Annotated in this window: 17 protein-coding genes and 1 tRNA gene; 5 read left to right on the forward strand and 13 right to left on the reverse strand. The window is 38.1% G+C overall.

What is annotated here, in order from left to right; translation table 11 throughout:
* The first annotated feature begins 465 nt into the window (after window positions 1-465).
* Both NYR30_RS12035 and NYR30_RS12040 read left to right on the forward strand, forming a co-directional pair.
* Window positions 466-2,346: an ESPR domain-containing protein gene (locus NYR30_RS12035; RefSeq protein ID WP_302501227.1), complete on the forward strand. Its 1,881-nt coding sequence runs from the start codon at window positions 466-468 to the stop codon at window positions 2,344-2,346.
* Window positions 2,312-4,834, forward strand: coding sequence for a YadA family autotransporter adhesin (locus NYR30_RS12040; RefSeq protein ID WP_302501228.1), 2,523 nt, complete (start codon window positions 2,312-2,314; stop codon window positions 4,832-4,834). The genes NYR30_RS12035 and NYR30_RS12040 overlap by 35 nt, the downstream gene beginning before the upstream one ends.
* A gap of 185 nt (window positions 4,835-5,019) precedes the next feature.
* Here NYR30_RS12040 and def read toward each other — a convergent pair whose 3' ends face one another.
* A complete protein-coding gene (gene def, locus NYR30_RS12045; protein WP_302501229.1) occupies window positions 5,020-5,538 on the reverse strand; it encodes a peptide deformylase in 519 nt (172 codons plus the stop codon).
* Between the two features lie 181 nt (window positions 5,539-5,719).
* Here def and dprA point away from each other — a divergent pair, with 181 nt between their 5' ends.
* Window positions 5,720-6,859, forward strand: a complete 1,140-nt coding sequence (dprA, locus tag NYR30_RS12050) for a DNA-processing protein DprA (RefSeq protein ID WP_302501230.1) — start codon at window positions 5,720-5,722, stop codon at window positions 6,857-6,859.
* A 3-nt stretch (window positions 6,860-6,862) separates the two neighbouring features.
* On the opposite strand, the gene selB is transcribed toward dprA, so the two are convergent.
* Both selB and selA read right to left on the reverse strand, forming a co-directional pair.
* Complete coding sequence (gene selB / locus NYR30_RS12055; protein ID WP_066104131.1) at window positions 6,863-8,704, reverse strand: selenocysteine-specific translation elongation factor; 1,842 nt, start codon at window positions 8,702-8,704, stop codon at window positions 6,863-6,865.
* Window positions 8,701-10,092: an L-seryl-tRNA(Sec) selenium transferase gene (gene selA, locus NYR30_RS12060; protein WP_066104129.1), complete on the reverse strand. Its 1,392-nt coding sequence runs from the start codon at window positions 10,090-10,092 to the stop codon at window positions 8,701-8,703. The genes selB and selA overlap by 4 nt, the downstream gene beginning before the upstream one ends.
* A gap of 105 nt (window positions 10,093-10,197) precedes the next feature.
* Here selA and NYR30_RS12065 point away from each other — a divergent pair.
* Window positions 10,198-10,292 (forward strand) — tRNA-Sec (locus NYR30_RS12065).
* A gap of 59 nt (window positions 10,293-10,351) precedes the next feature.
* Entirely contained in the window at window positions 10,352-10,879 is a 528-nt protein-coding gene (locus tag NYR30_RS12070; protein WP_066104126.1) for a metallophosphoesterase, read from the forward strand.
* Window positions 10,880-10,982: 103 nt separating this feature from the next.
* On the opposite strand, the gene NYR30_RS12075 is transcribed toward NYR30_RS12070, so the two are convergent.
* The 10 genes from NYR30_RS12075 to NYR30_RS12120 form a co-directional block, all read right to left on the reverse strand.
* Window positions 10,983-11,531 (reverse strand): flavodoxin family protein, encoded by a 549-nt coding sequence (locus NYR30_RS12075; RefSeq protein ID WP_066104123.1) that lies wholly within the window; start codon window positions 11,529-11,531, stop codon window positions 10,983-10,985.
* A 160-nt stretch (window positions 11,532-11,691) separates the two neighbouring features.
* The gene (locus tag NYR30_RS12080) at window positions 11,692-12,477 is read right to left on the reverse strand and encodes a DeoR/GlpR family DNA-binding transcription regulator (RefSeq protein WP_066113598.1); all 786 of its coding nucleotides are present in this window, start codon (window positions 12,475-12,477) and stop codon (window positions 11,692-11,694) included.
* Between the two features lie 82 nt (window positions 12,478-12,559).
* Window positions 12,560-13,603: an alcohol dehydrogenase catalytic domain-containing protein gene (locus tag NYR30_RS12085; protein WP_066104121.1), complete on the reverse strand. Its 1,044-nt coding sequence runs from the start codon at window positions 13,601-13,603 to the stop codon at window positions 12,560-12,562.
* 11 nt (window positions 13,604-13,614) lie between these two features.
* Window positions 13,615-14,979, reverse strand: coding sequence for a PTS galactitol transporter subunit IIC (locus NYR30_RS12090; protein ID WP_066104119.1), 1,365 nt, complete (start codon window positions 14,977-14,979; stop codon window positions 13,615-13,617).
* A gap of 42 nt (window positions 14,980-15,021) precedes the next feature.
* Window positions 15,022-15,306, reverse strand: a complete 285-nt coding sequence (gene gatB, locus NYR30_RS12095; RefSeq protein WP_066104116.1) for a PTS galactitol transporter subunit IIB — start codon at window positions 15,304-15,306, stop codon at window positions 15,022-15,024.
* 9 nt (window positions 15,307-15,315) lie between these two features.
* On the reverse strand, window positions 15,316-15,762 hold the full coding sequence (gene gatA, locus NYR30_RS12100) for a PTS galactitol transporter subunit IIA (RefSeq protein ID WP_066104112.1): 447 nt from the start codon (window positions 15,760-15,762) through the stop codon (window positions 15,316-15,318).
* Window positions 15,759-17,030, reverse strand: coding sequence for a tagatose-bisphosphate aldolase subunit GatZ (gatZ, locus tag NYR30_RS12105; protein WP_066104109.1), 1,272 nt, complete (start codon window positions 17,028-17,030; stop codon window positions 15,759-15,761). Before gatZ ends, gatA begins: the two co-directional genes overlap by 4 nt.
* A 10-nt stretch (window positions 17,031-17,040) precedes the next feature.
* Window positions 17,041-17,988, reverse strand: a complete 948-nt coding sequence (locus tag NYR30_RS12110) for a tagatose 1,6-diphosphate aldolase (protein ID WP_066104106.1) — start codon at window positions 17,986-17,988, stop codon at window positions 17,041-17,043.
* Window positions 17,989-18,294: 306 nt separating this feature from the next.
* Window positions 18,295-18,621 (reverse strand): YgiW/YdeI family stress tolerance OB fold protein, encoded by a 327-nt coding sequence (locus NYR30_RS12115; protein WP_066113602.1) that lies wholly within the window; start codon window positions 18,619-18,621, stop codon window positions 18,295-18,297.
* Between the two features lie 3 nt (window positions 18,622-18,624).
* Window positions 18,625-19,149: an SRPBCC family protein gene (locus tag NYR30_RS12120; RefSeq protein ID WP_066113603.1), complete on the reverse strand. Its 525-nt coding sequence runs from the start codon at window positions 19,147-19,149 to the stop codon at window positions 18,625-18,627.
* Window positions 19,150-19,229 lie beyond the last annotated feature (80 nt).

The following is a 19,229-nucleotide window of genomic DNA, read 5'->3' on the forward strand; positions in this document are numbered from 1 at the left end:
ACAACAAAAAACTATTTATATCTACCACTACAACTCATCCACTAATTATTACCTTATAAAATTATACTGATTGTGGTACCGCAAACACATTCTCTCAAAATAAACAACATCTTACACTATTAAAAATAGGTAGATCTCATCACAACCACCATAAAATCAAATTAAATTAGAATTAAAATCTAATAAAATGACAAAACCCAGTAAAAAATATTAATTATCTTATTACAACTCACATTTACAAAAATTACATAGTAGATTTAACTGATAAAATTTAATTCTTTATTTAATTTCTTGTTGTTTTTACGATCAATTTTGACCTTCACCACACCAGCTTTACCAAGAAAATTTGCTTGTGATCACAATTTAATCGACTTATACTAAGCAAGCATTATTGTTTATCATTCACTTTATATTTTTTTATTTACACAAATATAGAAAAAATTTACATATCGTAGGGGGGGTAAAATGTTGAATAGAGTTTTTAAAGTTATCTTTAACTATCGTATAGGTCAATTTGTCGTCACTTCAGAATTAGCAAAATCTCACAGCAAATACAGCACTACCGATAAGCGCCAAGCCACTTCAAATAATAAATTTTCTCTAAATCGTTTTACAACCGCAATTGCGATAGCAATATTAGGCGGTAGTGCGGCTATAGGCTCTATGAATGTGTGGGCGGCGACAGGCGGATTAAAAATTGATGGAACCTCTAACCCAAGCGTGGTGTACTGTGATACCGACGGCACTGCAGCCACATTAGTAGATGCCTCCTGCAACACAGACACCGCCAGCAGCGTCGTCTTTAATGGCAGTAACAACATCAACATCACTGGGGCGAATAATACAGTAACAGTTGCCCTAGCGGACAAACTAACTAATATATCCTCCATTACCTACGCAAATGGTCCTGCTACGGGTAAGGATGATCAACCCTATTCTACTCAGCGCATAGACGATGTGTCTTCGGTGACGATTTTCCGTACCCATGACAATGCTAGTATGCCGGTGAAGGACTCCCGTTTTTATAAAGCTTCTTTAAGTATGCAGGGCTACGGTTCTCCGGACAAACAGTCAACCACGGGGGATGCATCCACACCGACATTGGAACTGTTGGAGGAAAGACCGACTGAGAACAAGAAACCCGATACGAATCCAAGAGGTCTGGTAGATAGATACGGCTTGGTTTTGGAATCCAAGAATAGAACACCACAAATTACTTTTTATAATCAGAGCAAGGTTGAAAGTATAACAGCAGGCAAGGGCGTCGGCGTCCTCAGCATGGCTACCGATGACAATAAATTGCTTTGGAACAGTTCACCTGTAATCACAGAAAGCAGCTTTCCTTCTTACTTTATAGATAAGTATCTCCCCTATACTAAATCTGGCTACAAAGAAATCCTCCCCAAAGACACCAACGGCAGCAACCTCATTATGGATTATGGCGATGTCAGTGCTTTAGCATTCGGTTCAATTATACGCACAGGTCGCGATACCATCTATAAATACATGGCCGGTGCACTGTCCTACACAGATGACAACAAAGGCAACAACATCGGTGCGATACGCTCTGAATATCAAGATGGGAAGAACAACCCTTTTAGAAGGAATTCGCGATCAGGTACTGTGCAAACGGTGGTAGATGGCAATGGTTTGCATTTGATGTCTTACGGTTCAGGTGAGAACGGCACAAACGTTGCCACCGAAAAAACCACGGTCACCCTACTTAATCCTGACTCATCCACTGATTCCAGTCTTTACGATTACGATAAAGGTAAAAAATCGTTCTCCTCTAACAGCAAGAGTAGTCAGTATTCTGTGATTTTTGCAACGAGTAACAATAAGGGAAATCACACCACCGCGGGTAACGCTACTGGTTTTGGCATAGGAACAGGGAACAACCAGCTAGGATTGTTAGTAGGTACCTTAGCAGCAGGGAGCTATACAGGATCAAATTCTGCCGGTGGGTTTATGCCGAGTGTATTTACTGGCTTTAATAATGGTTACACTCCCACAGAAGCTGGCCAACCCACTATTTTCCCGAGCCTGAATACAAGTGCATCTAAAGCTAACGGTGAGCGAGCTGGTGCCGTTGTCTACGGTTCTTATAACAGTGTTATCGGTAACTCTGGGCTTGCTATCGGTAACCTTAACCGTGTTTACGGTAATGGCGGGGTTGTCATTGCTAATACGTCTATTGGCGATGCTTATAGCTCAGTAGGACGCTTTGGTATCACCATGGGGTTTAACGTAAAAGCTGGTGAATGGTCTCGACAAAGCGTCGCCATCGGTGCCAATATGCAAGCTGTCGGCTATGGTAATATTATCCTCGGTGGGGGGGCAAAATAAATTCTATGGCACTACGGGCGGATGGAACGATATATTCAACACAGACGGCACCTACCAAACTGTAGGAAATGTCTTAGCCAAGAACGATCAATCAGGCATGCGCTTCTGGGGTAATCTTAATACGGTTATCGGTGCTGATAACCGCACCGAAGGCTTTAACCCTAATGTAGGACAAGGCGATGCCGTCTTCAAGAACGAAAAGAACAAAGACGACGGTGGTATGGGCGATGGTTTCTATAATCGTATTGCCAATAACTCAGTCACTGGTTCAGACAACAGCATCCGTGACCTCTCTTTCCGCAACAGCATATTTGGATCGGAAAATATCCTCACCAGTGGTGATGATAATATGCTGATTGGTTCCAAAAATAATATCCAAGCCGCTTATTCAGGTGCTAGTCTGGATAATAAGAGCTTTAATGGGTTAGTTGATAACACAGAAGAAATTTCCAAACTGTATCTTATCAAAAGCGATAAAACTAACCTACTCACCTCTCGTAAAAACTCGGTGATAGGCTCTTCTAACACCATTGGTTATAATTCAGCTAATAACTTCTTAGCAGGGTCTAATAACTATATTAACTTTAATATTGCTACAGCCGACTTTGCTCAAATTAAAAATGCTGACATCTCCACTTACTTAACAAGCAACACAAAGGGAGCATGGTCAAACGCCAATTTAATCAAAACGGCAGCTAATAACAATATCGTCCTCGGTTCCAATATTGCGATTGGTACAGGCACTCAAAACAACACCCTATTAGGTTCTAATATTATTGTTGCCAACAACCAAACCAATAACTACGCCTTGGGTTCTAATATCCTCTTTAATGCAAGCAATGCTTATGTACTTGGTTCTAATGTTAATGTAATCAGTAATAACTCTGTTTATATTGGTGATTATTCTACCGCAACTTTAAAGAAAACAATCAATACTGCAGGTGAATCAGGTTTTACTAATTATACAATACGCGGTATGACCTTTAATTTTGCTGGAATTGGAGAGACAGATGGTGGCGTAGTAACCTTTGGTCGTATTGAAAATGGTAAATCAGTAGGTCGTGTGTTACAAAATGTTGCTCCAGGTTTAATTGGACCAAATTCGACCGATGCAGTTAATGGTTCACAACTTTATGCATTATGGAACTTCGTCAATAATAACACCGTAAACTTTGTTACCGGCAGTGGTGGAGCAACTGTAACGCAAAATGAACCGAATCGTGAGGATAGTAGTACTGGTGGCAATTCTTCAGCTGCGACTACTCAGCCTAATACTCCACCTAATACAGATACTTCAACAGTACCATCGGCTGGAGAAACTACCAATAATACTGAACCAGCAGAAAATGCTACTAACACTAACAACAGTAGTACAACTAACAAACTAGAACCAAATACCTTTAATGTTCATGTAGAACAAACTGTTGCTTATGTTGATGATGGCGGTGACAAATTGACTAAAGTAAAAGGTAAAGATGGCAAGTTCTATTTCTATAAAGAGAAAGATACTTCTGGTAAAGCCTTTAATGCTACTGATGGTAAATGGTATGAGATTAATGGGAATACGTTAGAAGCATTGAGTGATGAACAGGCGCCAAAACAAGTAGCAGATGAACACGTCTTAATGGTTGCTAAATTGGTTAATCCGAAAGATGGTTCCGTCACTACTCCGGCACAATTAGCAAATATTGCCAGTGCCTTAAATGTAGATACTAAAGAGGCTCCAGTAAGTCAAGATAAAGCACGTGAAGTTGTCGCTGGTAGTAACAAAGATGGTAACGGAGGCTTGTTAGAGAAAAGAGGTACAGAGATGAATACTGCTGCTAACCTTTCCGATTTACAAGCCGTTGCTCAAGCAGGCACTACTTTTGTTGATGATCAAGGTAATGAACTACATCGTCCATTAGGAACTGCGTTGAATATTAAAGGCGGAGCAACCGGTGAGTTAAGCAGCAACAATATTGGTGTTGTGAAAACTGCTGACAATACTTTGGAAATCAAATTAGCAAAAGAGCTTAAAGGCTTAACTTCAGCACAATTTATTGATGACAATGGTAATACAACAGTGGTTAACGGTAATGGTATTACTATTACCAACAGCAATAATCCGCAACAACAGGTTAGTGTAACCTCAAGCGGATTAAATAACGGCGGTAATCGTATTACTAACGTTGCACCGGGTGTCGCTGATACTGACGCGGTTAATTTGGGACAAATGAAACAAGCGCTAGGTGGTCAAATGAAAGATTTATCGGAAGATATTGATGGCGTTGCAGCAACAGCCGGTGCAATGTCTGGATTGCCACAAGCTTATATTCCAGGTAAGAGTATGGTCGCAATTGGTACTGGAGCACATCGTTCACAACAAGCAGTAGCAATTGGTATTTCTCGTGTTTCTGATAATGGTAAGATCGTATTGAAACTTAATGCGGGACATAATACTGCAGGAAATACCACTGTCGGTGCAGGCGTTGGCTTCCAGTTCTAACGTTGATTAACGTTTAGCGAGAAAGGCAGAAGATTATTCGATCTTCTGCCTTTGTTTTTTAGGTATCTTCAAGAACAAGAAAGATTTAGATCATTTATAAATCAAAATGCTGCTAAGAATTTTTCTTCAATAAAATAAAAAATTAAGCGCCACTTTTACAGCAGCGCTTAATCAACTTGCTAAGATTATGCCTTTTGTGAACGTTCTAATTGTTTCTTATATTTCACTAACTTATCTTTAATACGGTTACGTTTCAGCGGCGATAAATAATCAACAAACATCACTCCATTCAAGTGATCGATTTCGTGTTGAATACAAATTGCCAATAAACCGTCTGCTTCTAACGTAAAAGGTTCGCCTTGGCGATTGAGCGCTTTCACTGTTACTTTTTCTTTACGAGCAACTAAACCGCGAAAACCCGGCACTGATAAACAACCTTCTTCAATACCCGTTTCACCGCAACTCTCAACAATTTCTGGATTTATCAATACCAGTTGATTGTTTTTATCGCCTTCAACATCAATGGTAATAATACGTTGATGACGATTAACTTGTGTTGCTGCAAGCCCGATTCCTTCTTGTTCGTACATTGTTTCAAACATATTATCAATAAACTCGCGAATCTCATCATCTACTACTTCAACCGGCTTCGCGATCGTTCTCAATCTTTCATCTGGAAAACACAATACTTCTAAAATAGCCATTTTTCTTCCTCTTTTTTGCAAACAACGCATTTTACTGATTTTTTATCTAATTAACAGCGCGATTTGTTTCTATGATGTAACAATTTTTCTGTAATGTTCGATCAGTTTCACAAATTCCACCACGAATATCTGACATCTACTACGCTTTCAATATGCTATTTCTTTTTTAGTAAGATTCATTATGCAGACTTTAATAACTCTACTTCGTCTTAGTTTATTGCCGCAATTTGGTGCTACTAAAATCGAGCAATTATTAGAACAGATTTCATTAGCTGATTTGCTAGCATACGATCAGACTCAATTACGTCATATTGGTTGGACAACAACGCAAATCAATGCTTGGTTTTCGCCTAATCAACGGTTAATTGATGAATTACTTGCTTGGCAACAGCAACAACATCACCAGATGATTACTCTGCTCGATGCGCAATACCCGCTGTTACTTCGTCAAACCAACGCAGCGCCGCCCATTTTGTTTGTCAAAGGTAACATTAATGCGTTATCTGCGCCACAAATCGCTGTCGTAGGCAGCCGCTATTGTTCGCCATATGGCGAGCATTGCGCTAAAACCATTACCAGTGAACTCGCACAAGCAGGGCTTACCATTACCAGCGGTTTAGCGCTAGGTATTGACGGTATCTGCCACCAGGCGGCACTACTTAATCAAGGAAAAAGCGTTGCGGTATTAGGTTGTGGTTTAAATACTATTTACCCTGCGCGCCATCAAAAATTAGCGCAGCATATTTTAGATACAGATGGCGCCTTAGTATCGGAACTGATTCCCGATACACCGCCCATTCCGGAAAACTTTCCACGTCGCAATCGTATTATTAGCGGGCTATCCTTTGGTACTTTAGTGATAGAAGCTTCGTCTAAAAGCGGTTCCTTAATTACTGCTCGCTACGCATTAGAACAAAATCGTGAAGTTTTTGCTGTGCCAGGCGCGCTAGATAACCCATTGAGTCAAGGTTGTCACCATTTAATTAAACAAGGCGCTTGGTTAGTGGAAAGCGGACAAGATATTTTAGAAATTTTGGCGCCGCAAATCGCTGCCGTAACGCCTTTGATACCAAGCGAAAATACCACTATTAGTATCAAAACTACAACCAAACCCACTGCACCAACAACCGTAATCAAACCTGATATTCCACCAGAACATCAAGCGCTTTATCAACAACTCAATACTGCTACACCTATATCGCCTGATGAATTAGCCATTGCCTTGCAATGTCCAATTGAACAACTGTTAACGGATTTGCTGGAATTAGAAATGTTAGGTGTGATCCAACAAATCCGCGGTGGTTATGTACGCTGCTATTAAGCTTTAAAAGGAGTCACTATCGCGCAATAAATGGACATTGCCTTTACGCCGTAAAAAACCAGAACGGTCAAAATATTCTATTAATTGCACCGCTAATTTACGACCAAATTGGAAATGATCGCGCACTTCATTAACTGAAATAGCGCCATGTTCCAATAAATAGCTTTTTAACCATAAAGCAAAACGTTGAATATCTTCCTGACGGAAAAAACGATCTTTCACAATCGGTACCAAATAGCCCATTTTGCCTGCTTTATACATAAAACGGCGCATCTGATCTTCATCAATCGCCAATAAATTCGCCATATCGCGTACCCAAATTGGCTGATCTGTTTTAGCAAATTCCGCTTGCACTTGCAGCCACAATTGTTGCTCTGATGCAGAAAAAGCAATCTGATGTTGCGGTAGATGCAGCCAGCCATTGGTTTGCAACAATTTCTTATCCGCAATTAATTGTTCGATTAAATGTAAAATCAGCGGCATCGGTTGGTTTAATGCCGCCATACGCCATAAACGCGCCTTACTAACACCTAATTGATCTTGATGTTGTTGATGAAAAGTTTCTAACGCCGCTAACAGTAATTTTTGCTGATATTGCTGATATTCAGTTGAAAACAACCAATCGCGGAAAATATGCCATGTTTCTTGTTGCTGCAAAGAAGTAATTTGCGCCGTTGTTAGTTGTTCCATCCATTGCACTTGCGCTAATGGCAACGCCTGTTGCTGTAAATAATAATGAATTCGTTGGTGACTATGATGACAAGCCAATAATTTTTGCAAATAAGCAAAACGCTCAGCGCTGCGTTTATGACGTTTTGGTGAATTAATTTCTAATACTTTCGCTCCAGCCAAGGTTTGTTGATCATCACCATTACGCAAAATTAATTTATCATCCACTGCGATAAATAGCGGTTTATCTAAAATCACTTCCGCCAAAATCATTTCTGGCAACCGAATTAAAACATTCAATTTCCCAATAGTATGACTGGCAGCGTGATAAATATGGACTGCCTGTGAATCTTGTATCGTGTGAACTGAATTTAAAGCAACGGTAATGCGATCTGTCGCCAATAAAGTGGTTAAACTGCTTAACCAATCGCCGCGGCTAATATCATCTTTATCCAATTCCATAGCAAGATTTAATGCTACACGCTGCCCCGCCACCCCAATTGTTGATGGCTGATTTTGCGCGTGAATCGCTTTGATCCTCACTGTTTGCTGTTGATCAGAAAGATAAACTTCATCACCAACACTCACTTTGCCGCTAAATACAGTGCCCGTCACGACTAAACCCGCACCTTTGACATTAAAGACACGATCAATCGCATAACGGAACGGTTTGTCTTGTCGAGCATAATTGGTTAATTGGCTAAGATACTCTTTCAACGCATCAATACCAGTACCTGTATAAGCGGAAGTGATAAAGGTGGGACTATCGACTAAAAAAGGAAATTGTTGGTGAATTTTTTGCAACAACTGCATAATTTGTTCGGACTCAACGCGATCCGCTTTAGTAATCACCACAATGATCTGTTTAAATTGCAACAGTCTTAATAGTGTTAAATGTTCTATTGTTTGCGGTTTGATGCCTTCATCTGCCGCCACCATTAACATCGCATAATCAACACCACCTAAACCAGCCAACATATTTGACAAAAATTTTTCGTGCCCAGGAACATCAATAAAGCCTAAAATCTTATCGTCCACAGGCAAATAAGCATAACCTAAATCTATTGTCATACCGCGTTTTTTTTCTTCTGGCAGACGATCTGCATTAGTACCTGTTAAAGTTTGTAATAATGCTGTTTTACCGTGATCAACATGACCTGCTGTTACAATAATCATAATTCATTCACCGTTGTTAATAATGCCTCAATATCCGCAACACTGCGTAAATCCAACCATAATTTATCCGCCTCAATTCGTCCAATAATCGGTTGTGATAACGTTTTAAGTTGTGTCACTAATTGATATAAATCTTCGCTTTTCGTCGATTTTGGCTGCAATGTTACTGCAATAGATGGAATTTTTGCTGTAGGTTGTGAACCGCTACCGATTTGTGCATCACTATTATTGATAGCAATCTCAAAACGCTCTGCTAATTTTTGCTGTAATGCTTGCTGTAATTGTTGTGCATTTTCGGTTAATTGCGTTAAATCCGCAGTTAATGCGTTTAATGTTGGTAAGGACTGCGCCAAATTTTCCGGCTCTAAATACAAACGTAATGTTGCCTCTAAACCGCTTAGAATCACTTTGTCACAACGTAAAACACGTTTTAATGGGTGCCGTTGCAATTGATCTATCCATTCCTGTTTACCGACAATAATACCTGCTTGTGGCCCGCCTAATAATTTATCGCCAGAGAATGAAATTAAATCTACGCCTGCTGCTACTTTTTGTTGTACTTGTGGTTCATAAGGTAAACCGTACTCACGAAAATCAATTAAGGCGCCACTGCCTAAATCCGTTATCACAGGGATACCTTTCTCTTTCCCTAGTTGCACTAATTCTTCTTCACTGACACTTGTCGTAAAACCAACAATCTGATAATTGCTGCTATGTACTTTTAATAGCAACGCTGTATTTTCGTTGATCGCTTGTGCATAATCGCGTAAATGGGTGCGGTTTGTCGTTCCTACTTCAACTAATTTACAGCCAGCTTGCGCCATAATATCGGGAATACGAAATGCGCCGCCAATTTCAATCAGCTCACCACGAGAAATAATGACTTCTTTGCCTTGAGCAAAAGTCGCTAACATCAACAACACCGCTGCCGCATTATTGTTTACGACACAAGCGGCTTCTGCACCAGTTAAACGCGCAATCAATTCGCTTATTGCTTGATCACGATGTCCTCGTTTCCCTTGTTGTAAATCGAATTCCAATGCCACATTCTGCCGCATTGCATTTACCGCTGCTTGCTGCGCTGCTTCTGACCAAATCGCTCGTCCCAAATTGGTATGCAATACTGTACCAGTTAAGTTATGCACAGGTTGGATATTTACTTGGCGCTGTTGCTGTAATTGTTGTTGGATATGTTGCAGAAAACTCTGCTCTGTTTGGCAATAATCTGGCAGTTGTTGATGTTGTTTAATTTGCTCACGTGCCTTTTCTAACTGAATACGCATCATATTTACGGTGGCAATGTGACCAAATGTTGCTAATAACTGAGTACCAAATTCTGTTTTTAATAAACGATCAATAGCGGGGAGTTGTCGATAGAGCGCAGACATAAGTATTTCCTAATCATTAAGCAGACTTAAATAATACTGTTTTTATCGAAAAAATTCAGTAAAATGAAGCCTCTTTTCCCAATGTTCTTCGTGAATAATCAGTGTGGAAGGTCGTCGTCTCCGGTGAGGCGGCAGGACTTCAAATCCTGTTAAGGCTGCCAGCAGTCTTGGGTGGGTTCGACTCCCATGACTTTCCGCCAGAAATATTGCCAGATAAGCTCCTAACCAATAAATCCTTCGACATCAAAAGGTATCTGTTATGATTTATTTCACTTCTGATCTCCATTTTTACCATGACAATATTATCAAACATACCAATAGACCATTCCGTAATGCTGAACAAATGGATAGTGCATTAATTCGTAATTGGAATAACACTGTTACACCATCAGACGAAATTTATATTCTAGGCGATCTCACCTTAAAAGGCGCGGAACGTGCTAATACTGTTCTGCGCCAATTAAATGGTAAAAAATATCTGATTCGCGGTAATCATGAACATTATCTGGAGCAAAAAGAGTTTGACCGCAGTTTATTTGTTTGGGTAAAAGACTATTACACTCTACATTATAAAAATGCAGCTTTTGTGTTATTTCATTATCCAATTGCGGAATGGGACGGCTTCTATCGTGGCGCTTACCATTTACATGGTCATCAGCACAATCGCGCCGAATACAATTTTAATAATCGTGCCAACAAGCTATTACGATATGATGTTGGTGTCGATGCCAATCAAATGAAACCCGTTAGTATAGAAACCATTTTGGCTTTTTTCAGTGAGGCATAAAAATTGGACTATCTTGTGTATAACGCAAAATAGTCCAACTTCTTGTTGCTGATCTCCTTTCACCAATATTACTGCACATTCCTTGTTGCAGTATAAATATGGATTACGCTAATTTATCTGCAATTTGTTGTACTCGTGCAACATAAGCCTTAACTGTTTCGATATCACCTTGTGGGATTTCCTCAACAGAAGCATCTGCCGGAGTTTGTACTAATGCACCAACTGAACCACCTAAGTTATTAATATCAGTACGTTGTGCTGCTTTGCTATTTGCCGAAGCCAAGCCTAAACTCACCCAAATACCACCATGTTGTGAAGCTAAAGTTTGCATTGAAATTAAGGTTACTTGTTTATCACCATTAAAACTTGCACTGTTAGTAAAGCCACCAAAAACTTTATCTTGCCAACCTCTAACAAACCAAATTTTAGATGTCGCATCAGCAAATTTCTTAAATTGCCATGGTGCATTACCCATATAAGTTGGCGCACCAAACACAATAGCATCAGCTTGATTTAATGTTTGCCATTGTGCCTCTGTTAATTCACCATTTTGATCGATTTCAACTAATTCTACACCTGGTCTTACTGCCGCTTCGGCGATTTTACGGGTATGACCATAACCTGAAAAATAAACAATTGCTAATTTGCTCATTTAAAAATACTCCATTAAAAAATATGAGAAATCATAAAAAGATTGTTGCAGTTTAGATAACTGTGGCACAGGGAACAATGATGTTTTTTGCAAAACATCGTTTCCAAATAAGAAATAATTAAAATGCAAGACTTAGAACAAAATAATAAGTGGTAATAAATTAAGCTAATTTGAATTCAACACCTGAATTACTTAATTCTAATTTAGTTTGTTCAGAGATATTTCTATTAGTAATGAGCAAATCAACTTTATTCATCGGTAATACTAAATTAAAGCCACTTCGATTAAACTTCGTAGAATCTACTACACAGATAACCTTTGCTGAAATATCTGCCATTACCGCACTGATACCGTACCCTTCATTGAAAGTTGTTAATCCTACTTTAGGATCTACTCCATCAGCACCAACAAACATAAGATCAGCACGAATACCTTTTAAAGAATTCTCTGTCATCGTACCATGCATAGAACGAGTTTTATGGCGAACATAACCACCACAAATAACTAATGTAATATCAGGTGAATCAGAAAGAATTGAAGCCGCAGGCAAATTATTCGTAATCACTGTAATATTTTTCACCTTCACCAACTCCATCGCAAGCATCATTGTAGTACTTCCACTATCAAGAATAATGGTATCGCCTTCTTTTACGAGGCCTACTGCCACTTTAGCAATTTCAATTTTTGGATCACGTGAAAGCTGATAACGTTCATCTAACAAGGTTTCTTCTTGCTGTACCTGCTGGGCTTGTGGTTGAGAAAGATTTGTTGGTAAACCGGCGCCACCATGAAAGCGTACCAGCAGATTTTGCTCTTCAAGAACACGTAAATCTGTACGAATAGATACTTCAGAAACATTAAATTGTTTCGCTAATTCTGCTACTACAACAGAACCTTTTTCGCGTAATAATTCAATTATCGTATTTCGACGTTCAAACGTATTCATATAAACTCCTTGGAAAGAGCGTGTTATTTAGATATACACGCTCCCGGCTTTTCGAGGTAGTATAGCTGATTTCAGCATTCAATTAATCAAATTTTAGAACAATTTTTCCGTTCATCGGTTTGCCATCAAGCTTTTTAACTGCATCAATGTAATCTTCAATATCATTGACAGATAGAATTAGTTGATCAATTTTAATACTTCCTTTATCCACTAATTCCGCAGCTTTTGTCCATTCCGAACCTGGCCATGGTTTTGAATAATTCATCCAAGACCCTAAAACCATCAATTCTTTACGCAGAATTTGACCAAAAACTTTTTGATTTAAAGTTAAATCATGGTGTAAAGTGCCAATTAAACCAATTTGCGCACGTGGCCCCGCAATCTGAATTGCCAATTCAACTGTTTTTGGCACACCAGCAGTTTCCAGAATTAACTGATCAAACCGATTATCATTCAGTTGCTCATAAATCTGTTCTGCACTTAAATTCATCGAGTTAAATGTTTTATCTACACCTAACTCCTCGGCTAAATCCAACTTCTCTTGATTGATATCAATCACACTTACTGTTTCTGCACCAAGTGCTTTTGCTGCTTGAGCAGCAAGCAGGCCAATAGTACCTGCGCCAACAATAATGACATTCTTGTTTTCACAACCATTTGCTAAATTAATTGCATGTAACCCAACAGTAATTGGTTCAATAAATGAGTTATACAGCGGATTAGATTTAGCATTTACTTTAACTAAATTATGTTTATTAACACAAACATATTCCGCATTAGCCCCATTACGTCGTGATCCAACAAAAGTGTAATTTTTACAAAGAGAATAAAATCCTTTTTTACACTCCTCACATTCAAAACATGGTAATAAAGGTGCACAAATAACTTGATCACCAATTTTAAACTCTGTTGCTTTTGACCCTGTTTCAGCAACAAATCCACTAAATTCATGACCTAAAACTATAGGATAAAAATGCGTACCTTCATGAAAAATGCGTGGAATATCTGAGCCACACACTCCAGAAAATTTTACTTTGACTAACACATCTTCAGCGTTTTCAATTTGTGGAGTTTCAATATTTTCAATTACTAACTCACGATTAGCTTTTACAACAGCTGCTCTCATATCTACACCTCTTATTTCTCTACCACATTTTGTGTCGCTAATTCTGCTTTTTCAGCTGCTTTTGCCCGTTTCCATGTCATGAAAATTGCTAAGAAATACACCACACCAAGGACAAGCAGCCCAGCAACATTTTCAAAAGTTAGAAGTTGTACCAGTAGATAAGTAATTGGCGCACCACCCTGATCCATTGAACCAACTAATTCGCCTGTTTTTAAAGTACCAGCATTCGCTGCTAATTGTGTTACTAACGGAATAGTTTGTGTAGCAACCCATAAAGTAATGGACATAATGATGATTCCAGAAACTAATGTTCTAAACAAATTACCTTTATGTACTGCCACAGCCATAGCAACAAAGAAACCGATAGTCGCTAAATCCCCAAATGGCAATACTTTATTTGTTGGTAACAACACTGCAATTAAAATTGTGACTGGAATAAAGAGTAAACTTGCCGAAACAACTGAAGAGTGACCAAGTAATAACGCAGGATCCAAACCGATTAAAAATTCTTTACCACCGAATTTCGCTTGTAATTTCTTACGAGCATGTTTTGCGATTGGAGTTAAACCATCCATAATTGGTTTAATGACACGAGGCATCAATAGCATAACCGCCGCTGTTTTTACTGCTAATTGAAGAATATCTTTTATCGGATAACCAGCTAAGATACCAATGATAGCCCCGATGATGAAACCGACAGTAACAGGTTCACCTAATGTACCGAAACGTTGCTGTAAATTATCTACTGAGAAATTAATCTTATTTAATCCAGGAATTTTATCGATAATACTATCAATCAATACCGCAATTGGTCCCAAATAGGCTGATGTACCATGTGGAACTGCGATACCATCTAATTCGAAATAATGCTTAGTATCTCTACTAAACCAATCACCCAATTTATAAGCAAATCCCGCATGTATCACGACTCCTAAAATACCCAACCAATATGAACCTGTCGCGATATGCACAATTGCGCCAGTAAAAGTCATATGCCAAATATTCCAGATATCCACATTTACAACACGTGTCATTTTCAACACTAACATTAAAATATTAACTGCTATAGCAATTGGAATTGCAATTAATGCAATCTGCGATGCCCATGTAATCGGTGCTGTACCTGGCCACCCCAAATCAATTACTTGTAAATCAATATCAAAATTATAAGCCATAGCTTTTGCGGCTGGCCCAATACTATCCAGCATCAAACCGATTACCAATCCAATCCCAACAAAGCCAATACCAATTTGTAATCCAGATTTGAAGGAATCGCCAAATTTCATCCCTAGTATTAATGAGAAAATAATAATTAGGATTGGTAGCATTACCGCAGGACCAAGATCCAAAATATACTGCATGATTTCAGAAAACATAATTTACCCCCTTATGTCATCGGTTATTTAACTAACTCATTATTAGTTTTTCAAAATACCCACTATTTTTTCCTTAAGTTCATCTATACCTACACCAGATACAAATGGCATACCATGAACTAATGGAATATCACCAAAATCACGAGTCAATTTTGAAGTAGTACAAATTAAGTCTGTTCCATCCAGATAAGTATCAATTTCATTAATACGACATTGCACTAATTCCAATGAAATTCCATGTTCTTTGCATAACTCCTGAATTTCTTCAGCAGCCAAAGTTGAAGTTGCAACTGCACCACCACAAGCGACAATAACTTTCTTTTTCATGATCCACTCCTAAAGTTGTAAGTTTTGCTGAATTAGATTTGGTAAATCTATATCAGCCGTTTTGATCAAATCTTCGACAAAATCATTATCTTGTAATTTACCGAAGAGCTTACGTAATATAACCAATTGATCTTTTGGATCGGTCACCACTAAAGCAATAATTAATTCAGCATTCACCGTACCATCCTCATCAGGTCGATTAAATTTCACAACTTGATTAGGGCGAATCACACAAATAGCAGGTTTAAGTGCATGACTTGCATCACAATGCGGAATAGCAACGGCATGATGTTCTAACATTATTCCTGTTGGAAAATCGGCCTCACGCTCAAAAATCGCCTCACGATAGCTTTCTTTCACAATTCCTTCTTTAATGAAAGTATCTGCTAAGTGATGAAACACTTCATCATAAGACGCAAATTCAATATTGGTTTTGATAAATAGATTTGGTGTCATACTGTTTCTCCATAACAGCCATAGGCATAATCAGCAAGAACTTGCTGAATTTTATCGAAAATAAGTGTTGTCGGTTTTACAGCAATTTCACCTTTAATCGCTTTACGATATTGATCAGGTAAATATTGGCTTAATAAACCTAATGGTATTTCTTCTCGTGATAAATTATCGATAAGTTTTTCTACCGCCGCATTAATACGTTCATTCGGCCAGTAATAACGGATACGATCAGATAAACTGAAATGTAGATCAATTATGGCTTTTGAATGTTGCAATGAATAATATTTGCTCCAGTATTTTGGTTCATCTTGCATAACTTGGTCAATTACACCTAATAAATAACTCCTTTTTTCAGGTGATATCAATTCATCTTCAACACGAGCTAAAGCGAATAATGCTTCACGTAACGCAAACGTTAAAGCTGGTCCAACTTTCAAAATCGCAAAATGATCTTTCACTAAATTACGATATGCAGCTGGTGTTTGATAATCAGTTGAATGCGCTTCGAAAATATATGGTGTTTCCTCGATAAATTTTGATAATTCAGCTGCCAATTCTGGTTTATATAAAATGACTTTTGAATGATCAAACTCTACACCTGGTTGCACAACCACACCTACAACTCGATCAAAGGCACTTCGTAAACCACGTTTCTCAAATGCTTCTCTATGTGTTTCAATGGTTTCTTTTGCACGCTCTACTGTTGTTACATCTACTGTTGAAATAGCATGAGCCTCACCTCCTGGAACAGGTACTTCTGTACCTACAATATAGCTAATATTTGCTGTCTGTTCTGGCGATAATGCACTTTCAATTGCCAAACATAATTCTGCCGCTCGATCTGCAACTACCAATGGATCCAATGGAACTGGATCATCTGCACACGACATTGATGCATCTAAATGAATTTTTGTAAAACCTGCTTTTGCATATTCCACTACTAATTCTTTGGCTTTTTTCATTGCTTCAGTAGCCGTTTCTCCTTGCCAACAATTAGGCCCCAAATGATCTCCTCCCAAAATCAATCGTTGTTTTGGAAATCCAACTTTTTCTGCAATGCTATACACGAAATTTTTGAAATCTACCGGTTTCATCCCTGTATAACCACCAAATTGATTGACTTGATTTGATGTTGCTTCAATTAACACATCATTTTGTGAATTCAAATCAAAACGAAATGCTGCTTCAATCACCAAAGGATGTGCAGAACACACTGAAGTAATCCCTACCGCTTGACCTGATTTATGATTTCTTAATAATTTTTTCATTGTTATCCCCCTATTTTGTAATTGCATTGGCTGTCGCTGATAAAACAACATTTAACTGTTTGATAATTTTTACCCCCTGATCTAACAGCCAGACTTTTGCATTTTCTGCATCTGTTGTTTTAAATACTTCTGCAGCGCCAGCCCATGTTGCTCGCCCACATAGCACTCCATTAAAATGTGAACCTGCTGATTTCGCAAATTTCAATGTTTCCTGAAATAATTCTGGTGAAACTCCAGCACTCAAGAAAATAAAGGGCAAATGGGTAGATTCTGATTGTTCCTTAAAAAAAGATTTCGCCTGTGCCTGCGTATAAAGCACCTCAGAGCCAAAACCTTCCACAAAATTCATATTTACAGGTACTTCTACTTTTAATACATCAACATTAAATCGTGATTCAGAAAATAATTTCATCGCATCAATCACTTTACGTGGTCTTAACTTTTCGAATTCTTTTTTATCCGAAACTAAAGAATCATAAGTTAAAATTTCTAAAAAAAATGGCATATCTTCGGCTACACATTCCGCACCAACTCTTTCAACAAAAGCCATCTTTACATCATTAATGACTGCCCCTTCATCAATATCGATATAAAGTAATAACTTGACTGCATCAGCCCCCTTCTCTTTTAACCGTTTTACAGATACTCCATCAATTAAGTCTGGGAAACGACCAATCTTAGCTTTATCATAGCCAGTCTTCTCATAAGCCATAATCAGACCACAGTTTTTATCTTTTAATTCAGCACCTTTCCAACCATATTCAGGATCCAATAAAATTGCTGATGCATATGGCGTTAATGTATTTGCTACTAGTCCTTTAAAGGTTTGCAATTGTGTATCTGTTGCATCTTCACCTAACATTCTCTTTAGTGCCCCTCGCTGATCAATGGCAAGAGCACGAAAAATTTTGTCTTCCCCATAAAGTTTCTGTAAACGCTGCTGTTTCAAAGTAGGCATAAGATTTCTCTCCCTTTCTATTTTTTAATTACTTTCAATATCTTTTGATATTGCAATCATATTCTTATTTTTTATTATTTAAAGTGAAATTTTTCAAATTTAAGATCTAGATCACAAAATAAATGAAATTATACGGAAGAATATCGAAAGATAACAAAAGATAAAATGATGGAAAGGAGTCAAAACTGATATTAATATTTAACTAAGTTCTACTATGTAATCAGAATAGAAAAACAAAACAGCTATTTCCCTCAAGAAAATAGCTGTTCACTTAAACACAGAATGAATGAGTAATCTAATTAAATGTTATTGTTTGATAATACTTGTTACGTCCACCTCCGTTTTTTTACCATAATGATCAACTTTGCCATAAATCAAGATTTTCTCTTTTGTGGGGATTGTTGAATACTGCTGTACCTTTTTATCAATTTTTAATTCCAATGTGCCTGTATCGTCTTCAAATAGATAACGTTTCTCATCGATACGGCTAATGATTTTTCCTGATAATTTGACGGTACTGTATTGTTCGGCTTTTATCGCTTGTGCGACAGTATGTGTTGCTTCCGCGGCATATGTTGATGGCGCTATACTCACCGCAAAGGCCAATAATGCAAAGAAAAAGAGTTTCTTCATTTTCTACACTTCCAATTGATTTTTCGCACTACGCACAATCCCATCTAACCACTCTTGATGTCCATTAATCATTGGATTTGGAACTGTCTTCGCTAACTCTTGCGCTGGTTTTCCTTTTTGCGATTCTTGCGTCAAAATACGTACACGACCGCCATCCAGATCTTCAATTAACCATGCATGAATCACATCTAAACGTTGTTCACTACCAATTTCACCATCCCAACCATGCCAAGAAATTCTTGCTGGTTGTCCAGCTGCTGGTGCGACATATTCGGTAATTTCAGCTTCAATCGGAAAACCAAAAGTTCTAAAGAAAAAGCGTGCATTTTCATACAACGCAGTACCTTGATAGCCATTGTGAAACTGGATATCTGATACATTGCTGTAATAATGCGGCCAATACTTACTATCATTAAGATATTTCCAGACATCTGCAGTAGTTAATCCTGCAACAATCACTTCATTTGAACAGAAATTATCAGTAAAACCAGGTGTATAATCTTCCGGCCAATTAATTGAATTTTGCACTAATACATTCCTTTATCTAAAACTAATCTATTAATTGGGCAGTATAATTAGCCTTCAAAGATAAGTTAAATCAGCTCTCA

The organism is Gallibacterium salpingitidis (assembly GCF_030517105.1).
GTDB lineage: Bacteria > Pseudomonadota > Gammaproteobacteria > Enterobacterales > Pasteurellaceae > Gallibacterium > Gallibacterium salpingitidis.